The organism is Pedobacter roseus (assembly GCF_014395225.1).
GTDB classification, from domain to species: Bacteria; Bacteroidota; Bacteroidia; order Sphingobacteriales; family Sphingobacteriaceae; genus Pedobacter; species Pedobacter roseus.
This window is the reverse complement of record NZ_CP060723.1, coordinates 333,574-356,407: the sequence shown is the minus strand read 5'-3', so window position 1 is coordinate 356,407 and position 22,834 is coordinate 333,574. Positions and strand designations below refer to the sequence as shown.

Sequence of the window (22,834 nt, the reverse complement as noted above, 5' to 3'; positions counted from 1 at the left end):
GGTAAGCGGATGGCGTTGGGCGAATAGCGCTAAGTCTATGGTGCCTGGTACTAATTAGGTAGCGTTTGGCGAAAGCTGGATAAACGCTATTCGCCAAACGCTTAACGCTTTACTGATCCCACCACAATCTGGTTGTTCTTGGCACATCAACAGGTACGTTGTTTCCATTTTTACTTCTTTCACCCTGGGTATAATCTAACCTTCGGATGAATGTTGGTAGTGCAGCGTTAGCAGGCATGCCAAAATCTTTGTACTTATAATCGAAACGGCGTGCATCGTTCCAGGCTTCAGGGTTTAAATAAGTGGCAATGTATTTTTCCTTAAAAATCAGGTCTTTGGTTAAAGCTGCTACCCCAACGTTAACTACAGGATTTGCCAAATAAGCATCACGATTTGCTGCAGTAACCTGAAACTTATCCATATTTGCACTGATACCGGCAAGGTATGCCGCATAAGCCTTGGTTTTATCGGTATTGAAATAGGCTTCGGCTTCTATAAATTTCAACTCTGCGAAGGTAACGATGAATATCGGCGACGTATCGCTGCTCCATGGAGAGTTTCTTGAGATGTAACATTCATCCCTTGTGGTATTTGCCCCAGGCAATCTGTTACCTGCACCGTTCACCGTTCCTATATAAATGTTATTCACGGTTTTATCGGTGATCTTTTCCAGGCGAGGATCAACTGCGCCTGGGAAACTTGTACCGTTTAGTGCATCGATCAACTGTTCTGAAAGCCAGCCGCCCAACGATTGCTGCGAATTAGATAAAGCCACATTGGCCCATGGATTACGCTCTTTAAAGGTAGCCATACTGGCATCGTCTGTATTTGTTGTAAAAGAATTACCAAGTGCGGCCAATACAGCTGTTGGATTATAAGAACTTGTTTTACTGATCTTGTTTAATAACCTTGCTTTTAAAGCATAAGCCATTTTTAACCAATTTGCCCTTTCAGTTGTGCTTTTTCCATAAATTAAATCGCTGGTAGGCGCCAGTTTAATGGTTGCATTTGTTTTAGCAAGCTCTACAATGGCTTCATCTAAAAGTGCCATAGCCTGGTTATAAACATCCTGTTGTTTATCATATTTTGGCGTAAGGTTATTGATGTTAAAAGCTTCCGAAAATGGAGCATCTCCCCACAAATCGTTCACCAGTGTAAGGTTATAGGCAATGAGCACATCGGCTACACCTTTATATTCGCTCGAGCTTTGTGCAACAGCTAACTTTTTCATTTCATTGGCATCAGCCATGGCAAAATAAAGCGCATCCCAGGTCGCGGTAAAGTCAATGGCCTGATAAGTATCGCCAGCTCCATTGGCTGCCGGATTCGCCGTATATTGCACATAAGGGGCAATAATGCTTCCTATAAAGTAATTGTCATTTGCTGCTTTATAGGTTGATGTGGCCAGTAAAGTACTTAATGTAGCTACCGGAACCTGGTTTGGATTGTCGGACAGAGAATCAAAATAACTGTCTTTACAGCTTTGCAAACCTAGTGTTGCAATTAAAGCTGAGCACAATGTATATTTTATAATTTTTTGCATCGTATTTCTATTTAAAAACCAACATTAAGGGTGAACATAATTGTACGGGCTGATGGATAAGTAAAACCGGCAGAGCCGTCGTTGTTACTGCCAGAATCGTAAGAGCTTGATTCAGGATCTACGCCGTAATATTTCGTCCATAGCCATAAATTATTTCCGGTAACCGATAGCGAAGCATTTTTGATCGATTTTGCAGGTAACCAGTTTGCCGGTAAGTTATAGGTTAAACTGGCAGAGCGCAAACGTACCCAGGAGGCATCGCTTACAAAAGGTTCAGAAACGTTACGATAGTAAATGCGGTAATATCCTTCACCATAATCAACGCCATCAGGCCCTATCCTTTGGCCCATATAAACCGGTTTTGTATTCGGCTGACCATTGGCCAGTACGCCATCAAATACCTTTACGGTTCTTCTGTCAGCAGTATAATCCGGTAATCCGAAGGCCGAATAAAAATCTTCAAGCCAGTTGTATTTTTCAAATCCTAAACGGGCATCAAACAATACGTTTAAACTAAAATCCTTGTATTTGAAGGTATTGCCCATACCGATAATATATTTCGGCTGCGAATTACCCAATAGTTTTTGCTTTCCTCCCGAAATGCTAGGGAAACCGTTAGCACTGATTAACAATGGAAGGTTTTTGTCGAGTACAACCGGATCTTCAGGCGTGCTTCCGTAATAACGGTTAAAATAGCTGCCATAAATATTGCCATAAGGCTGCCCTTTAATCAATTTCATGGTTACTCCGGCATTGCCATAACCTCTTGCGGCACCATATACAATTTCTGATATTCCGTTTGGCATGCTCAGCACCATGTTCCGGTTGGCCGAGAAATTAACGTTGACATCCCATCTGAAATCTTTTGATACAATCGGTTTACCATTTAATACTAGCTCCACTCCCCTGTTCCTGATATCGCCGGCATTGATTGATTTGGTGACGTAACCAACTGCAGACGAAACCTGTGTCTGTATAATCTGATCTTTGCTTAATGAATAATAGTAAGTAAAATCGAAACCTAAACGGTTTTTAAAGAACGACATTTCTAAACCCGCTTCGTAAGTATTGGTAAATTCGGGACGGAGATCGGGGTTGCCAAGATTTGGAGCAATAGTTAAACCTCCTGTTCCAGTTGGCAGAGAGGTATACGGGGTATAACCTGTAAAAGTAGAATATTCGGATGCATCTTTACCGATCCTGGCATAAGACAAACGCAACTTGGCCTGGCTAATTACAGTCGGCAATTTAAACTGATCGGAAAACACATAACTTAAACTTGCTGAAGGGTAAAAAAACGATCTGCTTGCTTTCGGAAGCGTTGAGGTGATATCGTTTCTTCCGGTTACAGTTAAGAAAAGGTAATTTTTGTAATCAAAAGTAGCCTCTCCGAAATAACCCACCAGTCTTTTTTGTTTTAGCGTTTGAGTTGGTGTAAGTACACCGGCATTGGCTAAATTAAAGAAATTATATACGCCGAGGATACTGCCCAAAGTGCCTATTTCTTTAGACTTACGGTCGTAAAGTTCTTGTCCAAGCCTTAAGGTTCCGGTAATATCATCAGTTAGTTTAGTGGTTAAAGTGGCCACAAAAGTACTGTTGATGGTTCTGAATTTGGTGTTGTACTCGCCATAAAAACCTTGTTGATTATCGTACATGGCTTCAGTAGCATACATTGGTCCGCGGGCGGTGCGCACACGGTTATCGCCGTAAGTATCTACCCCTAAACGGTAAGAAAAATTAAGCCATTTAGCAGGATCATAGCTCAGGCTTGCCCCGCCAATAAAGCGGTTAACATCGCCTTTAAATCTATTGTTTGCCGTACCCCAAATCGGGTTGTTTGTGCCTAAATATTTTTGCGAACCATCTGCATTCTGATAATCGGCAACATCGTAACGTGGCGACCAATAGGCCAAACCTTCTCCAAAACGGTCGGCACTGTAAGTATAACCACCAGAATTGGTAAAATTCATATTAACCGATGCTTTAAATTTCGGGCTGATGATAAAATCGGTATTTAACCTTCCGGAGAAATTCTTGTTATCTGTATTGGGCATCATCCCTTTTTGGTAAAGCTGCGAAATGGATGAGAAAAATTTAATGGCATCACTCCCACCGGTAACCGATAAGGAATTTTTAACCTGCTGGCCAGTGCCAAAAGCGCGGTCGTAGTTGTTGAATAACTGATCGGGATGAGTTGGATCGATCAGTTTTGCCTCAGCAATGGTTGGTCCCCAGCCTGGCCCGATACCACCCGGCGGATTGGTATAAACTCCCAAGACACCCTGGGTATATTCTGTTTGTACATCGGGTGATTTCAACACCTGATCAAAACCATAGCTGCTGTTAAAGTTCACACTCACACCATTCTGTTTGCCTCTTTTGGTGGTGATGACCACAACGCCGTTGGCTCCCCTTAATCCATAAAGTGCTGTAGCGGCTCCTCCTTTTAAAATATTGATGGTTTCAATATCTTCTGGATTAATATCTGAGGCCCTGTTGGTTACTCCTCTCGAACCAAATGCTGTTCCATCCGGATTGGCACCAACGGTAGAAGTTGAGTTATCAATCTGTACCCCATCAATTACATATAAAGGATCCCCAGAAATATTCGGATCGATAGAGTTAACTCCCCTGATCCGTATACTAGCCCCTGACCCGGGCCACCACCTGTACTGGAAATTGTTGCACCTGCAACTTTTCCCTGTAAAGCATTAAGCAGGTTGGGCTGGTGATTATAGTTTAAATCGCTGCTACTTACACTTTGTGCAGCATAACCTAAAGACTTAACCTGCCTGGTAATACCCAACGCAGTTGAAATGGTTACTTCCTGTAATTCTTGCGCATCTGAAGCCAGGGCTGCATTAACAGTGGTCTTACTGCCAATGGTAATTTCCTGAGCCTTATATCCGATCAGGCTAATTACAAGCACTGCACCTGGCGATGGTGCCTGAATGGTAAAACTACCATTACCATCAGTTGAGGTACCCGTTGTGGTACCCTTAATTTTTATACTTACTCCGGGTAGCGGACCGCCATCATCAGAAGAAGTTATTTTTCCTGTTATGGTTTTTACCTGGGCCAAAGTAGTAAGACCAGTAAGTAAAATGCACAGAAAAAAGAGTGAGGTAAAGATTTTTCTCATATCTGGATTATTTAGGGTAATGATTTGTTAGTTAATTGCAATATAAGTTTTTAACGACATAAAAACGCACAAAGCAAGACAGCAACATCCAATTTAAAGTATTTTTTACATTACAAAATGGATATCCTGCACAAACAAGCAAACAAACAGTTCGAAAAACCGCAAAAAACCACAGGTTATTATAAATTTCTCAAAAAAAGCCAGGGTGCAGCCATTTAAATTGTCAATATAGTATTAGGAGACAATTTTTAGATGTTGCAACAATTGCATGGTTGGGTGATGAATTAATAAGTCCCGTCAGATGGTTAAATTCTTTAAGTAAAACATAACAAATATTTTGTCACTACCTAAGTCACCTTAGGTCATTTAAGTCATAATTCATTTAGGTGTTAAACAAAAAAGTCTTTCCTGATTAAAGGAAAGACTTTTAAAAAATATATCTGGATTGGGTTTTTACTGTTGAACACCGCCCATACCACCTTGTTGCTGATCTTGTTTTACATCATCATTTTTGATCTTGTTTTTCTCGGTAAATTTAAGTTTACCAAAAGAATAACTAAAGTTGATACCAAAAGAACGTAATGGATAATAAATATTACTGCTTTGGTAAACTGTGCCCAATGGATTGATTGAGTTGTTCTCCGTTTTAATATGCAGGTTTTTTGTAAAAGGGTTTAAGGTGTTAATACCTATACTTCCTTTTTTATTTAAGATATCCTTTTTAATTGATGCACCATAAAAGTAGAAAGGATCTGTTTTGCCCTGGTAGGTTCTACGCGCTGAAGTGGCCACACCAAACAACTCGAAATTATAGCCTTTACCGAAACCGTAAGCCGAACGACCGAAAATACTATAATTTAAAAATGTACCTGTACTAATATTAGTTGCATCATTTGTTACCTCGTAAGTGTTGGCAGATATATTACTCATCAAAGTCCATTTAGGTTTCGGATTGTAAGAACCAAAAAGGTTAAGCCCATAAGTTTGTGCAGTACCTACATTGATAAAAGATGATAATACTTTGGTTACACTATTTTCGGTTATTGGTGATATAGAACTTTCTATTACCCCACCGGTACGACGGTAAAAAACAGAAGCATTAATTACCGAACCTTTAACAAAAGTTGAATAACCCAACTCAAAATTCTGACTTAACTCAGGACTTAACTGCGGATTTCCCTGTTGAATATTAAATTGATCACTTTCGTTTCTGAATGGATTTAAATAATTTTCACTTGGTCTCTGCACCCTGCGGTTATAGCTAAATTTAACTGTTCCACCTTTCTTTAAGGTTTGAGAGATAATAAAGCTTGGGAATAAGTTAAAATAATCGTTTTTTTCTGTGCCGCTGGTTAGTGTGTTAAAATCTATTTTAGTGTATTCAGCCCTTACACCACCTTTAAATTTAATTTTCTTGGTAATGTCGAAACTGATTACCCCATAAGCCGCAGCTACATCCTGGTTATAATCGAAATCCCTTTCCGATGATCCATACTGGCTCTTTACATTACGGAATATCCCTTTAGCACCAACTTCTAAAATAGTCGATTTTGTAAATGGATAGGTATAATCTGTTTGTCCGGTATATTCATTATTCTTAGCCGTATTATCACTGGCTGTGAGCACTCCGTTAGGAAAAGCTGCCGAAGTTAACAGGTTACTGAAGCTTGTAGGCGTCCGTCCGGTAGAAAGCTGACCAGAAATTGTAAATTCCTCGCCTTCCTTTTTACTCGTTTTTTTGTAATCCACGTTCCAATCCATATTGTTACGGGTCATATCCATATTACTGATATTGGTAGCAGGCAAGTTGTTTATAATATAGTTTGCAGAACCAGGACCACCGTTAGAAAAACGGTTGAATTTAACATTTGTACTGATATTATTGTATGCGTTAAAATCGTAATCTAGACCCAAACTTCCATTAAGTCCATCTCTACTCCATTTTGATGTTCCATCCTGCGAAATATTGTTGGAACCACCTGCGTTTAACTGCGTATTATTTACAATTACCACCCTCGAATCCTGAGCATAAGCGAAATTAGATCCTAAACTGGTATTAACACTTAAACGCCCAGTTTTTGCAGTTAGGTTAAAAGCACCATTATTTTGTCGGGTACCTGCCGAAGCATTGATACTTCCACTCACCCCCTGGGCATTTGATTTTTTAGTAATAATGTTGATGATACCGCCAGAACCCTCAGCATCATATTTAGCCGATGGACTGGTAATTACCTCAACACTTTTAATCTGCTCGGCAGGGATCATTTTTAAGGCATCAGAAACGCTTGCTGCCATGGTACCAGAAGGTTTTCCATTGATCAATACCCTAACGGCTGCGCCACGGAGTTGAACATCACCATTGGCATCAACAGAGAGCATTGGTACCTTGCGCATTACATCGGTTGCATCGCCACCGGCATTTGTTCCATCAGCCTCTGCATTGTACACCATGCGGTCTACCTTGTTTTCGATGATTGCTTTAGTACCCTGAACCTGAACATCAGCTAAAGTATTTTCTGTTCCCACAATATAAATCGTTCCGATATTGTTATCCGGTTTAGATGGCGTTGTGGTAACCAAAACCGCTTTTGTTTTGTAACCCATAAAGCCGATCATCAGTTTATAAGAATCCGGGGCAACATTTTGCAAGGATAATTTTCCTTTTTCGTCGGTAACACCACCATTAACAGATTTATTATCCTTAGCAGTAACCAATGATACTGTTGCGTAATCAATCGGTTTTTTTGTTACTGAATCGAGTATAGTTGCAGTAATACGGCCTGTAACAGTAGGTTTTTTGGCCCCTCCACCAAAACCTCCAGGAAACTGAGCATGTGCGGTAAAAAATATCCCAAGAGTGAGGGTTAAAAGTAAAAGTTTTTTCATGTTAAGAGTTAGTCTTTTGTAATTAGTCTACGCAAATTGCATTTTGTTACAATAATACGCTATACTTTTTACACCAACCCCATAATTTGTTCGGTGAATGCTATAGATTTATCGGTGAAAGAAACATGGAAAATGTAAAATGGATAATGGAAGGTGGAAATTCACCTCATCATCCATCTTACATCTCTTATCCAGAAATATTATTTGGCCACGCGTATAACATCTACATTAAAACATATAAAATTGAAGATGGACCCCCCCCGTCATCCATCTTACATCACACATCTTACATCATTACCTCGAAATATTATTAGGTCTTGAGTACACCATCTGCATTACGTTAATATTCCGCATAGCAAAGGCTGCTTCGCAATAATTAAGGTAATAGTTCCATTTGCGGATAAAGGTTTCATCAAAACCCAGTGCTTTTACCTTATCAAGGTTTTTATTGAATTCGATGAACCATAAATGAAGTGTACGGGCATAATCTAAACCCATATCCTTTAAATCGACCATGGTTAAATCGCCGGTTTCATTTATTGCTTTGTTCATGGCAGCTACCGAAGGCAAAAGTGATCCCGGAAAAATATGTTTCTGGATCCAGTCTACGCCGTTTCTCAGTTTATCGTATCTACAATCAGGGGAAGTAATCACCTGGAAGGCAAAAATGCCATCTGGTTTTAACAGCTCCTGGCATTTTTCGAAATAGGTTTCTAAATACTGGTGACCTACCGCTTCTAACATTTCGATGGAAACGATTTTATCGAAGGTGCCTTCAATTTTACGGTAATCCTGAATAATTACCGAAACTTTATCGGCCAATCCTTCGGCATGTACACGCTCCATCGCAAGTTTTTGCTGTTCCTTAGAAATGGTAACCGAAGTAACTTTACAGCCATAATTTTTGGCTAGAAAAATCGCATTACCGCCCCAACCACTTCCAATTTCCAACACATGGTCGGTAGCTTTAATTTTTAGCTGCCTGGCCAAACGGTCGTATTTGGCATATTGTGATTCTTCTAAACTTAAATCTTCAGGGTTAAAATAACCGCTTGAATAAGTCATGGTTTTATCCAGAAAAGTGGCAAAGAAATCGTTGTTGAGGTCGTAATGTTCCGAAATATTTTTCTGCGATCCGGCTAAAGTATTAGCCCTGCGCACGTGATAAATCTTGTTTACCCATTTAAAAATACCCAAAGCAATGGATTTCACCTTGCTCCCGGTAACCGAGGGTGCATTCTCAATATTCAGGATTACCCATTTAATTACATTGGTAATGTTATTGGTATCCCATAGACCAGATGTGTAACCTTCGCCAAAGCCAATATCTCCATAAAGTGCAATGGACTTAAAAAAATCGGGATGGTTAACCTGGATATGCGCTTCAATTTTATGTTCGCCGTTTCCAAACATCAGTGTTTCGCCACTTGGCAACGAAAGTTCCAATTTGCCTAATGTCATTTTAGAAAGTGCATTAAGCACTACTCTTTCGAAAAAACCCGTTGATGTTCTGGTAGCGGTAAGCGTGTTCATAATCTTTGATCTATTTGATTTGTGGTTTATAGGGTTTATATACGTTACGTTGCAGCTCAGGGTTTTCAGCTTTTGGATGAAAAGGTATTTTTTTTATCCAAAGTTTAAAGGCCTGCCAATGAATCATGCCCATTACCTGCAAAGGGATTAAAGGTATTGAGAAAAAATAACGCAACATATTGGCATTGCTTAAAGGTTTTTTCTCTCCTATTAAGGTACTGATAAAAAACAATTTACCATCCTTATCCAGGTCGTTAATTTTAATATCGAGCTTATCAGCCGGCACTTTTAAGTTGAAATCGAAAGAATCGTCATGGTCGATAAAGGGTGAAACGTAAAAATATTTTGTGGTTATTTTTTTAAAGGTATCGCCATGTAATTCTTCTTTTCCAAAGAAAAAAAGTTTCATTTCGCGGTAAGTATTGCTGATTTCGGCCACACAACATACCGGGTTTCCTTCCTGATCGAAGCAGTAATAAAAGGAAACCGGATTAAAATTATAACCCAGCACGTTGAGGTTGGTAAGCAGTTTTATTTTAAGTTTGCTGCCATCAACCCCATTCTCTTTTAAATAATCTTCTACATGCTGACGTGTATTTTTGGTCTGATCAGGATTTTCTTTCGGCAACTGGAGGTGTTCGGCATCGCGAAAAGAAAAAAGGTTAAATTTATTCCGACTAAACCAGCGCAGTTTTTGCGCTAGCAGATCCAACTCATCCAGATCGATGTAGAACATATACACCCTGTACCAAAAAGAATGTTTTTTTGGTGCCAGGCGGTGGTGCATGACCTTTGCGGTGTAGATAGAGGAGTTGATTTGCATTAATATTACAATTTACAAAATTTTATTGTTGATCGTCATTTTGAATTCATTGTCATTCTGATCGCAGCGAAGAATCATTTAAAACGATCCGTCATTCCCGCGCAGGCGGGAATCTTAATACAATTTACAAGCCATACTAAAGCATTACGATTCCCAATCAAGTTGGGAATGACGTAACTACTTTTACATCCCCTGGCACAAATCCACCGCACTCTTATAAGCATCTTCATGAAAACCGTACTTAAAATAACTTCCGCAATAATATATCGGTCCGGTTTCGTTTAGCTTGTGTAATTGTTCCTGCGCCTGCATGGCCGGAACATCGAACAAAGGGTGATGGTAATCAATTTCCTTTACAATTTTTTCGGGGTTTAAGGAATCTGTCGGATTAATAGAAACAAAATAATTCTGTTTTTTAGAAACACCCTGCAAACTGTTCATCCAGTAAATGGTGCTTGGCAATAATTTATCACCCTGTTTTTCTACACGGTAATTCCAGCTGCTCCAGGCCAGTTTTGCTTTTGGCATCTGATTTTCGTCGGTATGTACAACAGCTTTGTTTAGCTGGTATTTAAATTTAGAAAGCAACTCGGTTTCTAAAGCTGTTTTATCTTTTACGATTTCGAAAGTTTGGTCGGCGTGACTGGCCATGATCACTTTATCAAATTCGAATTTCTCGCCCTTTTGATTTTCTACTTCAACTTTACCATTCTCCAAACGCCTTACTGAAACAATTTTATTGTTGATTTTGATCCTGTCGCGGAATGGCACGATCAGTTTTTCGCGGTAAGCCTGACTTCCATTTTGCAGCGTGTACCATTGATGCTGGGTATCTAACCCTAAAAAACCGTGGTTTTTAAAGAAGCGGATCAGGGTAATAGCAGGAAAATCCAGAATCTGTTCCATCGGGGCACTCCAAACCGCAGCGCTCATCGGAATCAGATATTGCCAAAGCATCTCTTCGCTATAACCAAATTCCTTAAAAAACTGCCCGATCGAATAATCATGATACTCGGGTTTATCCAGAATTTCGATACTCTGCTTATTGAAGCGGTTAATCTGCATTAACATTTTTAAATAAGAAATATTAAACAAATTTTTCCGCTGGGCAAAAAGATGATTTAAACTCGAGCCGCTGTATTCTAATTTTTTAGGCAGAAACTGCACACTGAAAGACATATCGGTTTTAATTACCGGCGCATCAATCTCAGCAAACATCTCCGTCAAATTGGGATAGGTTTGATAGTTAAAAACCATAAAACCGCTATCCAGGTAAATGGGTTGTCCATCTTCTTCTAGCGTTATGGTATTAGTATGACCACCGATATAATCGAGCTCTTCGAAAAGAGTAATATCGTATTTATGCTGCAGTTTATGGGCACAGCCCATGCCTGCTATTCCGGAGCCGATAATGGCGAGTGTTTTCATTATATAGATTTGATAATTGAGATACAAGATTTGAGATATTAGATTTGAGACGGACGCATCTCGTCCCCTAAACCTTAATCCTATACCTTAACCTTTTCGAATAAATAATGACACACCATCCACTCGTTTCCTTTATTATAATTGAAGAGCTCAGCACACGACATGTAAAACAATCTCCAATATACCCACCATTTTACGGCCTGATCTTTACCATAAGTACGTTCTAAAATCGGCATGATTTCTTTTTTGTGTTTATCCATATTGCTTAACCAGGCTTCGGAAGTTTTGCCGTAATTGGTTCCGTTTACCACCCAATGTTTATCGATTTTAAGATCATCGTTAAAGTAGAAAAACAGGTGGTTTGAAGGCATAATCCCTCCGGTAAAGAAGTATTTGCTCATCCAATCGGTTTCATCAATTACCTCAAATTTGTAGGCCAGGGTTTTATGCGTAAAAATATGTACGAAAAGCTTACCATCAGGTTTCATAAAAGAAGCCACCTTGTTCAGCAAAAACTTATAGTTGCGCATGTGCTCAAACATCTCTACCGAAACCACGCGATCGAATGTATCAGCGATGGTAAAAGTGTTCATATCGGCAGTTAAAACCGTTAAATTCTGAATTCCACGCTGTTTTGCTGTTTCATCTATAAAGATTTTCTGTGTTGCAGAATTAGATACCACAGTAAAAGTGCTATCCGGAAATTTAGCCGACATATAAAGCGATAGCGATCCCCAGCCGCAGCCCAGTTCCAAAACATTTTGCCCGCGCTGTAAATCAGCCCTTTTGCAGGTTAAGGCCAGCATATCATCTTCTGAAGTATCAATATCTTTAACGCCCGGTTTCCAGTAACCGCTGCTGTATTTTAAATTTTTACCCAAACAATATTGAAAAAATTCGGTAGGGAGCTCATAGTGCTGCTCATTGGCATCGGCTGTATTTACTGCAATGGGTGATTGCTTCAGCTCGGTAACAAGATCCATAAATTTTTCCTGCTGCAATTCTTCATCGCCCAACGTTTCATCATCCAGGCGTTGTTTACATAATTTTCTGATGCCGATACGCAAGGCGGTATCAGGAAGTTTGTCGTTTTCTAAAAGTTTATCGTACCACATGTAAATGTAAAATGGAATAATGTAAGATGGTTAATGGATAATTTATTTTGGAGAAGGTTAATAGAAATGGTTAATGTACGATGTAAAACGGATGATGGATTTGCGAATGATGCGGTACATCACCCCTCTTACATTTTCCATCTTACCTCTTTTTCCCCCAAGGGAAAAAGGCACTCGTTGTTTGCTGATATTTTTTATAGGCCACAGGTTTACTCCGCAAGTTTTGTTCTTCATTGTTGGGAACACCGGTAACTTTGGTTAGTAAATATAGAATAATAGCCGGACTGATGATGGCGAGAATGCCCCATGGCGAAGCCAGAGCAAAAATCAAATAACCCATCCAGGTCAACCATTCGAAGAAGTAGTTCGGATGACGGCTGTAATGCCATAGTCCGGTATCGCACACTTTGCCTTTATTACTGGGATCTTTTTTAAAGGCTGCCAGTTGCCTGTCGGCAATCATTTCTCCAAAAAAAGCAATAACCCAAACCAAAGCACCTGCAAACTCTAAAAAAGAGATGGCCTGCGATTGATTTGCTGTGATGATAAAAAATGGGATCGCCAGGATTACATTGGAAATGGCCTGAAACTGAAAAAACACAAAGAAATTGCGGTCGGCTTTGTCTCCCCATTCTTTACGCAACTGCTCATACCTTCCCTCTTCTTCATCTAAATGACCAATAACGCGTTGCCAAAGGTGAATACCCAGGCGCAGTTCGGCCAGTAAAAACATCCCGCAGATTAAAATTTTACGGGGGTCAAAACCCTCAGACATAAAAAAAGTGATCAGCGTAATTACCGGGAAATTCAATGCCCAGAAAACATCAACCACCCCGGCGTTTTTGATTTTCTTTGCCCAGAGCCAAACCATGGCCATAATGAAACAGCAGGCAATTAAAGAAATGAGTGCGATGAATAGTAGATGTTTGTAATCCATAAAAGGTTTAAGGTTTAGGGCATAAGGTTTAAGAAAATGTATTCCGCTCGAGGTTTAACCTTCAGCCTTTTACCTTCTACCTTTTTACCAGCAATTCTTTAACACCTTCGCCATCTTTTAGTTTGAATAAATGCACTAAAACATAAGCTAAGGTTGCTATACTGCCTAAACATACGAACAAAATGGTAATAGAGATTTTAAGAATAATGCTTTTTTCTTTATAAAACATCCACAGCGTGATAATGAAGATGTTAGCGTAAAAATCCCAAAGGGTGGCACGCATCCACGGTATGCTACCAAGAAAATCCCATTGATCGAACAGGTTGCTTTCTAACGAAGTACTGATTACTTTATAGCACATAAAAACTAACAGTGCAGCGAAAATGATTTTGAGGAAGTTGATCATCAGATGGCTTTAATTTTTTAAAACAGATTGCTGTATATACGGTAAGATAGGCAAAAAGGATTTGATTGTAACCCCAAACTTTCCATATCGCCCTTCGACTCAACTCAGGGTAACAAAGCGCGGAACATACTCCGTGTTTTCCGTGCCTCCGTGGCAAAAAGAAGTAGTGTTTTTTTTTAGAAAAGCAGGATCCGGTTTTTATCGGTTACGATAGTTCTGCCATTTGCTTCAATCTTTTTGAGGTGCTGTACTACTCAGGCGCAAGTATCCGTTTCATAGGCTGCAGATAACAGTATATGTCAGGTCCTGCAAACAAAAAGGATTTTCGCTGCTGTCCCTTAGGTTTGTGAGTACTTAAAAATATATGAACTTTGAATATATAAAACCTTAACGGCAGTGCTGCACTATTACTCTGTCTAGATTAAAGATCTAAAACCTGTATTAGAGCACTGCCGTTTGTTGAACAAGAACCATATAGAATTTTAGTCTGGCAGGACCATTAAGGGATTTAGTTTTATTCAACATGAAGGTTTAATCTCAACTTAAGATAACCAAATTTATGAATTACAAATTATTTGCAGGCATCGACATTTCAAAACTGAAAACAGATGTAGTCTTTTTTCTTGCTGAGGATCCCGATGAATGTTTCCATGGCACTTTTGCCAACAGTGATGCTGGCTATACAGAGATGATTACCTGGATCCATCATCTTACCAAACTGTCCATATCAGATATGTTCTTTTGCGCAGAAGATACTGGAATCTATGCACTTCCTGCGTGTACTTTTTTTAGTGATCAGGGTGGAAACCTCTGGGTTGAGAATGCGCTCAGATTAAAGCGGTCCCTGGGGCTCAAAAGAGGTAAGTCAGACAAGGCAGATGCTGCAGCTATAGCAGAATATGGTTTTATCCATAGGCGGAAAGCCTTTTTATTTAGTATGCCCAGCAAGACGATAAGCAAGATCAAATACCTATTATCATGCAGGAGACAGCTGGTAAAGCAACAGACCGCACTGAAGAATGTTTGTGGAGAGCTTGAGGAATTTGACAGGGAATCTGCTGAGTTCACCCTGCAAATCAGAAAGGCATTAATCAAGGAATATGATAATAAGATAAGTTTGTTAGAGGAAAAACTTTTGTGTTATGTAAAGGAGGATGCCTTATTGGAAAAACAATATAGACTCGTCAACTCAGTATATTGTATCGGACCACAGACCGCAATGTTCATTGTGGTTCTTACCCAAGGGTTTTCCCTATTTGATAACCCAAGAAAGTTTGCTTGTTACTGCGGCCTGGCCCCTTTTGGTAAAAAATCGGGAACAACCCTTAACACAAAACCCAAGGTCAGTCACCTGGCCAATAAACGGATCAAAACCTTATTGACAATGTGCGCATTGAACACCATTAAAAAAGACAATGAATTTAAGAGATATTATGATAGAAAAATAAAAGAAGGGAAACATCATTCATCAATCTTGAATGTACTTAGAAATAAGCTTGTCAGTAGGGCATTCTCGGCTGTAGCGAATGACAGGCCATATGTAAAAGACTATCAATTGGTAGCATAAAAAAAAAATAAGAAATTGCTTGGATTAACCATAGAATACAGGTTTAGCTAACCCAAAACAGTGGTGGAAAGAAAATTTATTGATCCTTGTTCTTCTGTACCTCAGTGGCAAAAAACCTGTTCATTAAGGTTATTGCAAGGAATGTTATTGCAAGGAATTAGATGATGGCCTGTGGGGACACAGACCATGGCGCGAGTGAATTAAAAAACCTTTCAGCTTTGGTCTTTTTCCTTTTGGCTCCTTAAACCTTTCTGATCTTGATAATTCTCATCCAGTGTAATACCTTCATCACCGGGTAAGTTGGATCAAATTCCCACCATTTAGTGGCAAAATTTGGGCTGTTCGGTTTTTTATGATGGTTGTTCTGAAAAAGCTCTCCCATTAATAAGAAATCCCAAGGTAAGGAGTTTTTACTGTGGTCATCGTTATCATGATTAGAATAACCATATTTATGTCCGCACCAGTTTACAATTGCGCCATGTAGAGGTCCCATTAAAAAATGGATCGGCAATAAAATGTACAGCCACCAATGGTTAGCAAAAGCAATATAAAAACCGATATAAAATAAACCACATGCAATTCTCCAGGCCCATGAATTTCCTATTTTATCAACAACTGGCCATTCAGGATAATTGCCCTGAAAAGCTGGCTCTGGCTGTATTTTAAACTGCAGATAATTCATATACATATTTTTCGTAGCAATCATCATCCCGAAAACATCCTTAAAAAAATGTGGCGAATGCGGATCTTTTTCTGTGTCGCTGTAAGCATGGTGCATCCTATGCAGGATAGCATAAGCCCTCGGGTTTAAAAATGATGAACCTTGCGAGATCAGTAATACCAGGTAGAAAAACCGCTCCCAGAAAAGTTCCATTTTAAACATCTTGTGTGATGAGTAACGATGAAGGAAAAAGGTTTGACTGAACAGGGATAAAAACCAATGGCAAAGAAAAAAAATGAAGATAATCATGTATGATGTGTATGCTTTATAAACGTAGTTTGAGGGCGTTTAGTTTTCCAGCGTGTAGAAAAACTGCTTTAATTAAGCGTTTAGACTAAAAGGATCTTGTTCTGATTTGATAAAAACAAGATCCTTTTAATTATTTATTATCTACCGAAATCGTCCTGAACACGAACAATATCGCTTTCATCTGATGGGTTCGAAGCATCGGTATGTTGCCAGATTTCTGCCACAACTCCCCAGTCTTCTAAACCGATTAAACGGTGACGTTCGCCTTGCTGTAATTTGATCTGATCTTTTGGTGCATATTTTTTCACTTCACCTTCTTCATCGGTTTGGCTGGTTTTGATACCGACAGTACCGGTTACCACTTGCCAGATTTCTGCTCTGCGGTGGTGATATTGCCAAGAAAGACGTGTGTTTGGAGCTACGATTAAAATTTTCGGACTTAATTTACCACCGATTTTAAGGTCTTCTACATTTAATCCATCAAAATAAGTATCGGCAAATTGTTGCGCCTGTGCTTCGTCTATAACAAAGAAACCACCCCAGGGACGGGTTTCATCGCGGTTTACTACATTAAATCCTTCAATTTTTAAACGTTGTGCTACGCTTTCGAAAATTTCTTTTTTGTCGTTTGTCATTGATAACTATTTATTTCTAATGATTGTCGAGGTTTATAGGCACAAATAATTACCTATATGGTTCTATAATTGCCGCAAAAATAAGCCTAATAAATTAAAAAAGACCTCTCGTACCTTTTATTTTTTTAAGCAGGAACTACCTGAGTACGCTAAAACCATTCATAAGCACATTAAATGCTGTAAAGTTGCTGATAAAATCGATTTATTAATCATCATATCAGCCTTTGCTTTAGTATGTTTGAAGAAATATAACTCCCGCAATAACAATGATCCGAAAACTTAGTATCTGCATTTTATTATCACTGCTTTTTTTACAGAAAATCTCGGCCAAAGTGTACCGCATTGGCTCAGAACAGGAGTTTAAGGCTGTTCAATCTTTATTGATTCCGGGAGATGAGGTGGTAATCAAAAATGGAAATTATACAGATTGGTCTATAAATATCAACAATAAAGGAACTTTGGTAAAGCCTATCATTATACAGGCAGAAAAACAGGGTATGGTTATTTTTTCGGGAAATGTTACCAAGCCAATATTCAGCGTTTCCGGAGAATATGTTTTCATTAAAGGAATTAACTTTAAAGATTGTGTGTTAACTAAAACTGGTGTACTGATCGAGCTTGCTACCAGCAATAATTGCAGTATATCCAACTGCAGCTTTTCTGCAAACCAGGCTAAATCGCAATTTACTCCCCTGGTAATTATTTCAGGAAACGGCAGCAACAATGTAGTTGAAGGTTGTGGCTTCATATCCAATGTGGATAATCAGGATGTTCAGGTTAAAATTACGAAAGATACCTACCCAAAACTTACACTGATTGAAAACAACATTTTTAGGGATAAAAACAAAGTGAGCTGGCCAAATGGCAACGGAGGCGAATGTGTTCAGGTTGGGCAGGATCCGGTATTGCTGGGCAATCAAAAACCAGAAACTACTGTTCGCAAAAACAGGTTTATTCATTGCAATGGCGAAAATGAAGTGATCAGCAATAAAAGCAGCGGCAATAAATACCTTAACAATTATTTTGAAGATAACGATGGTGAACTGGTGATGCGTGGCGGCCACGATTGTATAATTGCCGATAATACATTTAAAGGCGGTACTGGTGGCATACGCATCAATGGTACCGGACATCAGCTAATTAATAATAAAATCGATGGTATCCAAACGGCCATCAGGCTGATGTATGGCATGGCTAAAGGAAAAGATGAAATCGGGTTTTATATCTCGGCCAGCGATTGTACGATAAAAAACAATACCATATCAAACGCCACAACGGGAATTTTGATCGGCGATAGTAAGGATGCGGACTGGACAGGAAAATTTGACACCAAAAGATACCCTTCGCCTGTAATGCAAAATGTGGCTCCTTTTAACAATACAATTGAAGCAAACAGTTTTAAAAATGTTAAGGTAGAAGAGGTAAAGAAGTAATAAAAAAGAGACTGTATCGAGAGTAGTTGTGAGCACTAAGGCAGCGCTATTTGTCCTTATCGTCATTCCCGCGCATGCGTGAATCTTAAAGCCTATGCATTACGATTCCCAATCAACCCGATAGCTATCGGGTTGGGAATGACGTTCCTATCAAATATTACCCGGTCATTAAAATAACGGAACTATTCCTAATACAGTCTCTTTATCTATTGAATCTTATTTACCACAAGATCATCAAAATAAATGTAACTGGTTTGGCTGGATCCCCATACCGCCACATCTTTTCCGCCTCTAAAATTGTGGAACGATAACCTGTTAATGAGGCGTTGCGCATCGTTGGTTGTCCAGCGGATAGATTGATCCAATACGGTGGTCCCATTAATAATTACCTGTACCTGACCATTTTTATTCGATCCGGTATTGCTTTTTACATAAAGGTGAACGGTGTAAGTATCGCCTTTAACCAAACTGCCTGATGACGGATAAGATTTGCCAAAGGTATCGCCGCAAGGGCCTGCCATATCTCTATGGTACACATAAGGCTGAAAAAATACGCGGCTACCGGTATTGTACCACATTAAACGTAAGCTTCCTCCATTACCGTCGCTGGCTATATCGCAACCGGTGTTTCCTTCACCGATCAGGAAACCGAAACCTACTTTTCCGCCCCTGCTCCAATCGAACTGGCTGTGGAAACGAACTTTAAAGGTAGCTTCGTAAGCAGAACCATCGGATATATCGGCACCTGCAATTAAACCATTTGATACTGAATTAGGTGCAAGAGTGGCCCTGGCCCAATTGCCCGAAATATAGGCCCTGCTTTCGTTCCAGCCTGTTAAGCTGGCACCGCCAAAATCTGCACTGGCTTCTCCGTAGGAGTAAGCGCCATCTGCGTGGGTAAAACCGGTGTTGATATTGCTTGGATATGCCGCTGCAGCAGCTACGGCCGGATTAGCCGCGGACAGCTTCTCTGGAGAATTAACACTGCCTGGAGTTGGTTCTTCTGTTTTATCTTTCTGACAGCCGTAAAAACTCACGGAAAGTATAAGCAATAGGGATGCAATAAAATGCATGGAGTTCATTTTTAGGTTCATGTAATTTTTTTTTAAGATTTAAATTTGGTTAGTGTTTTTTTTGCGGGTCGCAATGCCCTATCCTTGATAGTTCATTACCTCATTTTGTAAGAAGTTTTTTATCTTTCTGTTTAGTAGTTATCTGATATACTAACTTAAATAAAAACGTAAACACAAACAGACAAAGGCCATCTAAAAAACAGAAAAACACTCTCCTCTTGTTGTTACAACGATTGAAATAATGATAGCTTTAGTGCATCATCAACAGCACCCATCACACCATTTAACAGCAGTTTATACTATTTCATGAATCTTTAGGTTGCAGTTTACAATTACCTTCTTATAATCTTTCGGGTCAATGTCACCATGAATGAGTTTAACCAATAGGGCTACCGCCTGCTCGCCCAGCGATTCGGGGTTTTCTTCTATTGACGCAATGGGAGGTGAACTGAGGTAGGCAATAATCGGATCGTTGCCAAAACCTATGCATTCTAGTTTTTGATGTTCAGGGTGTTCGATGGACCTCAGGAATCTGATGGTATCAAAAAGCAGTTTTTCTTTAAAAGCAACCAAGGCTGTTGGTCCGTTTATGGGATCGCTGAACAGGTTGTTAATGGCTATAAGTGTATTTTCATCGTCGAAATCAGTATAGGCCACATGATTGGCATTAAAAGGGATATTGTTATCCTTTAAGGCATTAATATAACCTGAAAAGCGGTCGTGACTGAAATTGACCATTTTGGGACCTCCGAGATAGGCCACTTTTTTGTGCCCTCTTTTAATGAGGTATTCGGTTGCCATATAGCAGCCTTGATGGGTATTCCCTAAAACTTTATGGCAATTGAGGTTAAAACTAGGGTTCCGGGTATAATAAACCACTGGTATACCTATTTTCTCGAACTGATCTAAATGTGCAAAATCCGAAGTCTGTTTTGAAATGGCCACGATCAATCCATCTACCCGCGAACCTAAAAGTGTTGCTGCAGCGCTTACTTCTATTTCAAAATTATCGTGCGATTGGCTAATGATGATGTTATAGCCGTTGGCCGTTGCCAGCTGCTCCATCCCATAAATACTTCGGGTAAAAAAATGATCGGACAGGTTGGGCAAAATAATACCGATAATCCTTGATCTGCGGTCTCTAAGTCTTAAGGCCGAAATATCAGGCGTAAAATTCAGTTTCTCTGCGAGTTCTTTCACCCGGAGTTTGGTGCTCTCTTTTATCCGCGGATAATCTTTTAAAGATTTGGAAACGGTTGATATAGAAAGCTTGAGTTCTTTCGCAATTAATTTTAATGTAACAGGTTTATTTTCCATAGGTAAGGGATGTGGGCGTTACAAAAGCGAAGGTCAGCGGGCTTTAGGTGGTGAGTATCTCGCAACCTATTAAAGGTTAAGTATCAGGGGCTAGCGTTTATCAAAAAACACTAACCCTCTAATGAATAATTGCACTATTGGATTTTATCCAGTGCCGGAACATTATTTTCGTAACCGGTATAACCCTTGTTCTGATTGATGCGGCCTCCTGTATTAAATCGCTGTGCAGCTGCCGGAACTGGCCAAAGCACATGGTAGGGAGACATTTTAAAGTTTACACCCAATACGGTTGGTACCTTGTTTCGGTAAAAATCATTCTTTTCAATAATCCTGTCGTAAAAGAAATTATTATCAGAAAAGGATGCCAGGTTATAGGTTTTCCCGTTATAAGCCGGTTTTCCGGTCATAGCAAAAATGTAAGCGATACGGGTAAGCTCTGTTTTACGTGGCTCTTCGTAATACAACTCTCTTGCCCTTTCATCCAATATGGTACCGATATTAATGGCAGAAGCATCAGTAAGTAATGCGGCGTTGGCCCTGGAGCGCACCTGGTTTAAATCGGCCATTGCCAGACCTAAATTCCCCTTCCAATAATAGGCTTCGGCCCTTAACAAGTAAGTTTCAGCCAAACGAAAGATATACCAATCGGTATTGGTACCTCTTGGCGGGGTCCAGTATTTATCAACTGCCAGTGCATTGGTCGAATTGATAAAAGTTTTATAATGTGGCCAGCCGAAAAAGTGACGGATGGTGTCCAATCCTTTATTTAGGAACATGTTATTCACATTGGCTGGTGTTACATCAACCAATGGTTTGCCGTACAATGCCCTTTCTGCAACATTGCTGCCCGTTTTTATCGCAGGATTGTTATATACCAGATCGGTCATATTCATCCACATGCCAGGCGCATGGCGATAATCGGTATTATCTGTCCAAATGTTTTTGGTGCTGTAGGCAGTACCACGGTAACGGCCAATTCCCCTGCCATACATCAGGGTTAATGGAATCTCTACGTTCACCCCATCAACAATTGCCTGGGTAGCTCCTGATGGAGTTTTTAGATTGGCAAAATGCCACGCCGGAACACAGTTGCGCATCACCTGCGAACCCAGATCAGTAGCACCAGCAAGGGTTTCTCTATCAATGGTTAAAAAAAGTGCTTCACGATTGGCTGCTATCGCCTTATTATCCATACGGTGCAGGTCCCAAACCACGTTTTTGGTGGCATCGTTGGCGGTGCTTCCAAAACGGTTCCGCATTAAGCTATAGGTACCACTGTTGATGACGTTATTAGCCGAGGTAATGGCGGCGTCAAAATCGCCCAAAGCGAGGTTAACTTTAGTGAGTAAATGGCTGCAGGCGCCTTTGGTTACGTCTCCACGGTCTACATTATCTTTTAGCCACTTTTCGGCAAACAGAAGATCTTCCTGCATTTTTTTCAATATTACTTCGCGTTTAGTAGAATAATAGTCCAGTTTTGGTGCGGTAATATCTTTTAAATTTAAAGGTACATCGCCAAACTGGTGTACCAAACGGTAATAATAATAAGCACGGTAAAAATAGGCGGCACCCAGGATGGCATTTTTTTCGGCCTCATCTTTATAGGTTACATTATCGATGTAAGTAATCACCGTGTTTGCCATCCTTACACCTCTAAAACCTTCAGTCCAGTAAAACCCGATCCTGTTAAAATCCGGATTATCAAGATTGGCATCTGGTGTTACGCGGGTATCCATATCCTGTGCTTGTGTTGTTTTATCGGTTGTTCCATCCACAGCTACTTCCGAGAAGATAGATTCGGTTACAATGGGTGCCATATCGCCGGTAAATTCTCGCCTGACATTGGCTCCAATGCCTGCAATAGCAGCTTTCATGGCAGCTACGCTTGTTAATGCAGTCTGAGGCTCCAATTGTGATAACAATTCTGAATCAAGATTCGATTTCTTACATCCATTAGCTGATAAAAGCAGGGCCAGGGCCACAAATGGAATTATTTTTTTATATGTGATATTCATCTTCGTGA

At 39.8% G+C, this 22,834-nt stretch carries 17 protein-coding genes; 2 read left to right on the top strand and 15 right to left on the bottom strand.

Annotated elements, in window-relative coordinates; genetic code table 11:
* Window positions 1-109 precede the first annotated feature (109 nt).
* From H9L23_RS01545 to H9L23_RS01505, 10 genes are all read right to left on the bottom strand, one after another.
* Window positions 110-1,543, bottom strand: coding sequence for a SusD/RagB family nutrient-binding outer membrane lipoprotein (locus H9L23_RS01545; protein WP_187593349.1), 1,434 nt, complete (start codon window positions 1,541-1,543; stop codon window positions 110-112).
* A gap of 11 nt (window positions 1,544-1,554) precedes the next feature.
* Entirely contained in the window at window positions 1,555-4,152 is a 2,598-nt protein-coding gene (locus H9L23_RS01540) for a SusC/RagA family TonB-linked outer membrane protein (protein WP_246474942.1), read from the bottom strand.
* Window positions 4,128-4,688, bottom strand: a complete 561-nt coding sequence (locus H9L23_RS26460; protein ID WP_246474807.1) for a carboxypeptidase-like regulatory domain-containing protein — start codon at window positions 4,686-4,688, stop codon at window positions 4,128-4,130. Before H9L23_RS26460 ends, H9L23_RS01540 begins: the two co-directional genes overlap by 25 nt.
* Before the next feature lie 453 nt (window positions 4,689-5,141).
* Entirely contained in the window at window positions 5,142-7,574 is a 2,433-nt protein-coding gene (locus tag H9L23_RS01535; protein ID WP_187593348.1) for an outer membrane beta-barrel family protein, read from the bottom strand.
* A gap of 294 nt (window positions 7,575-7,868) precedes the next feature.
* A complete protein-coding gene (locus H9L23_RS01530; RefSeq protein WP_187593347.1) occupies window positions 7,869-9,107 on the bottom strand; it encodes an SAM-dependent methyltransferase in 1,239 nt (412 codons plus the stop codon).
* A gap of 10 nt (window positions 9,108-9,117) precedes the next feature.
* Window positions 9,118-9,930 carry a DUF1365 domain-containing protein gene (locus H9L23_RS01525; RefSeq protein ID WP_187593346.1) on the bottom strand — a complete coding sequence of 271 codons (813 nt, stop codon included), beginning with the start codon at window positions 9,928-9,930 and terminating at the stop codon, window positions 9,118-9,120.
* Window positions 9,931-10,113: 183 nt separating this feature from the next.
* Window positions 10,114-11,358: an NAD(P)/FAD-dependent oxidoreductase gene (locus tag H9L23_RS01520; protein WP_187593345.1), complete on the bottom strand. Its 1,245-nt coding sequence runs from the start codon at window positions 11,356-11,358 to the stop codon at window positions 10,114-10,116.
* An 80-nt stretch (window positions 11,359-11,438) separates the two neighbouring features.
* A complete protein-coding gene (locus H9L23_RS01515; protein ID WP_187593344.1) occupies window positions 11,439-12,473 on the bottom strand; it encodes an SAM-dependent methyltransferase in 1,035 nt (344 codons plus the stop codon).
* A 142-nt stretch (window positions 12,474-12,615) separates the two neighbouring features.
* Window positions 12,616-13,410, bottom strand: a complete 795-nt coding sequence (locus H9L23_RS01510; RefSeq protein WP_187593343.1) for a DUF1295 domain-containing protein — start codon at window positions 13,408-13,410, stop codon at window positions 12,616-12,618.
* Window positions 13,411-13,486: 76 nt separating this feature from the next.
* A complete protein-coding gene (locus tag H9L23_RS01505; RefSeq protein ID WP_187593342.1) occupies window positions 13,487-13,816 on the bottom strand; it encodes a DUF1475 family protein in 330 nt (109 codons plus the stop codon).
* Window positions 13,817-14,375: 559 nt separating this feature from the next.
* On the opposite strand from H9L23_RS01505, the gene H9L23_RS01500 reads away from it, so the two are divergent.
* Window positions 14,376-15,383: an IS110 family RNA-guided transposase gene (locus H9L23_RS01500; RefSeq protein WP_187591850.1), complete on the top strand. Its 1,008-nt coding sequence runs from the start codon at window positions 14,376-14,378 to the stop codon at window positions 15,381-15,383.
* Window positions 15,384-15,624: 241 nt separating this feature from the next.
* Here the strand turns inward: H9L23_RS01500 and H9L23_RS01495 are convergent, their stop codons facing one another.
* Both H9L23_RS01495 and H9L23_RS01490 read right to left on the bottom strand, forming a co-directional pair.
* The gene (locus H9L23_RS01495) at window positions 15,625-16,353 is read right to left on the bottom strand and encodes an acyl-CoA desaturase (protein WP_187593341.1); all 729 of its coding nucleotides are present in this window, start codon (window positions 16,351-16,353) and stop codon (window positions 15,625-15,627) included.
* 137 nt (window positions 16,354-16,490) lie between these two features.
* Window positions 16,491-16,988, bottom strand: coding sequence for a cupin domain-containing protein (locus H9L23_RS01490; RefSeq protein WP_025142534.1), 498 nt, complete (start codon window positions 16,986-16,988; stop codon window positions 16,491-16,493).
* Window positions 16,989-17,254: 266 nt separating this feature from the next.
* Between H9L23_RS01490 and H9L23_RS01485 the strand changes: the two genes are divergently transcribed.
* Entirely contained in the window at window positions 17,255-18,421 is a 1,167-nt protein-coding gene (locus H9L23_RS01485; RefSeq protein ID WP_187593339.1) for a chondroitinase-B domain-containing protein, read from the top strand.
* Between the two features lie 206 nt (window positions 18,422-18,627).
* Here H9L23_RS01485 and H9L23_RS01480 read toward each other — a convergent pair whose 3' ends face one another.
* From H9L23_RS01480 to H9L23_RS01470, 3 genes are all read right to left on the bottom strand, one after another.
* A complete protein-coding gene (locus H9L23_RS01480; RefSeq protein ID WP_187593337.1) occupies window positions 18,628-19,494 on the bottom strand; it encodes a polysaccharide lyase in 867 nt (288 codons plus the stop codon).
* Window positions 19,495-19,788: 294 nt separating this feature from the next.
* Window positions 19,789-20,811, bottom strand: coding sequence for a LacI family DNA-binding transcriptional regulator (locus H9L23_RS01475; protein ID WP_187593336.1), 1,023 nt, complete (start codon window positions 20,809-20,811; stop codon window positions 19,789-19,791).
* Window positions 20,812-20,945: 134 nt separating this feature from the next.
* On the bottom strand, window positions 20,946-22,826 hold the full coding sequence (locus tag H9L23_RS01470; RefSeq protein ID WP_187593334.1) for a RagB/SusD family nutrient uptake outer membrane protein: 1,881 nt from the start codon (window positions 22,824-22,826) through the stop codon (window positions 20,946-20,948).
* Window positions 22,827-22,834: the final 8 nt, after the last annotated feature.

Excerpts from the sequence above, each read along its gene's own strand:
- H9L23_RS01545 (WP_187593349.1), bottom strand. The coding sequence starts at position 1,543 with ATGCAAAAAATTATAAAATATACATTGTGCTCAGCTTTAATTGCAACA.
- H9L23_RS26460 (WP_246474807.1), bottom strand. The coding sequence starts at position 4,688 with ATGAGAAAAATCTTTACCTCACTCTTTTTTCTGTGCATTTTACTTACT.
- H9L23_RS01535 (WP_187593348.1), bottom strand. The coding sequence starts at position 7,574 with ATGAAAAAACTTTTACTTTTAACCCTCACTCTTGGGATATTTTTTACC.
- H9L23_RS01530 (WP_187593347.1), bottom strand. The coding sequence starts at position 9,107 with ATGAACACGCTTACCGCTACCAGAACATCAACGGGTTTTTTCGAAAGA.
- H9L23_RS01525 (WP_187593346.1), bottom strand. The coding sequence starts at position 9,930 with ATGCAAATCAACTCCTCTATCTACACCGCAAAGGTCATGCACCACCGC.
- H9L23_RS01520 (WP_187593345.1), bottom strand. The coding sequence starts at position 11,358 with ATGAAAACACTCGCCATTATCGGCTCCGGAATAGCAGGCATGGGCTGT.
- H9L23_RS01515 (WP_187593344.1), bottom strand. The coding sequence starts at position 12,473 with ATGTGGTACGATAAACTTTTAGAAAACGACAAACTTCCTGATACCGCC.
- H9L23_RS01510 (WP_187593343.1), bottom strand. The coding sequence starts at position 13,410 with ATGGATTACAAACATCTACTATTCATCGCACTCATTTCTTTAATTGCC.
- H9L23_RS01505 (WP_187593342.1), bottom strand. The coding sequence starts at position 13,816 with ATGATCAACTTCCTCAAAATCATTTTCGCTGCACTGTTAGTTTTTATG.
- H9L23_RS01500 (WP_187591850.1), top strand. The coding sequence starts at position 14,376 with ATGAATTACAAATTATTTGCAGGCATCGACATTTCAAAACTGAAAACA.
- H9L23_RS01495 (WP_187593341.1), bottom strand. The coding sequence starts at position 16,353 with ATGATTATCTTCATTTTTTTTCTTTGCCATTGGTTTTTATCCCTGTTC.
- H9L23_RS01490 (WP_025142534.1), bottom strand. The coding sequence starts at position 16,988 with ATGACAAACGACAAAAAAGAAATTTTCGAAAGCGTAGCACAACGTTTA.
- H9L23_RS01485 (WP_187593339.1), top strand. The coding sequence starts at position 17,255 with ATGATCCGAAAACTTAGTATCTGCATTTTATTATCACTGCTTTTTTTA.
- H9L23_RS01480 (WP_187593337.1), bottom strand. The coding sequence starts at position 19,494 with ATGCATTTTATTGCATCCCTATTGCTTATACTTTCCGTGAGTTTTTAC.
- H9L23_RS01475 (WP_187593336.1), bottom strand. The coding sequence starts at position 20,811 with ATGGAAAATAAACCTGTTACATTAAAATTAATTGCGAAAGAACTCAAG.
- H9L23_RS01470 (WP_187593334.1), bottom strand. The coding sequence starts at position 22,826 with ATGAATATCACATATAAAAAAATAATTCCATTTGTGGCCCTGGCCCTG.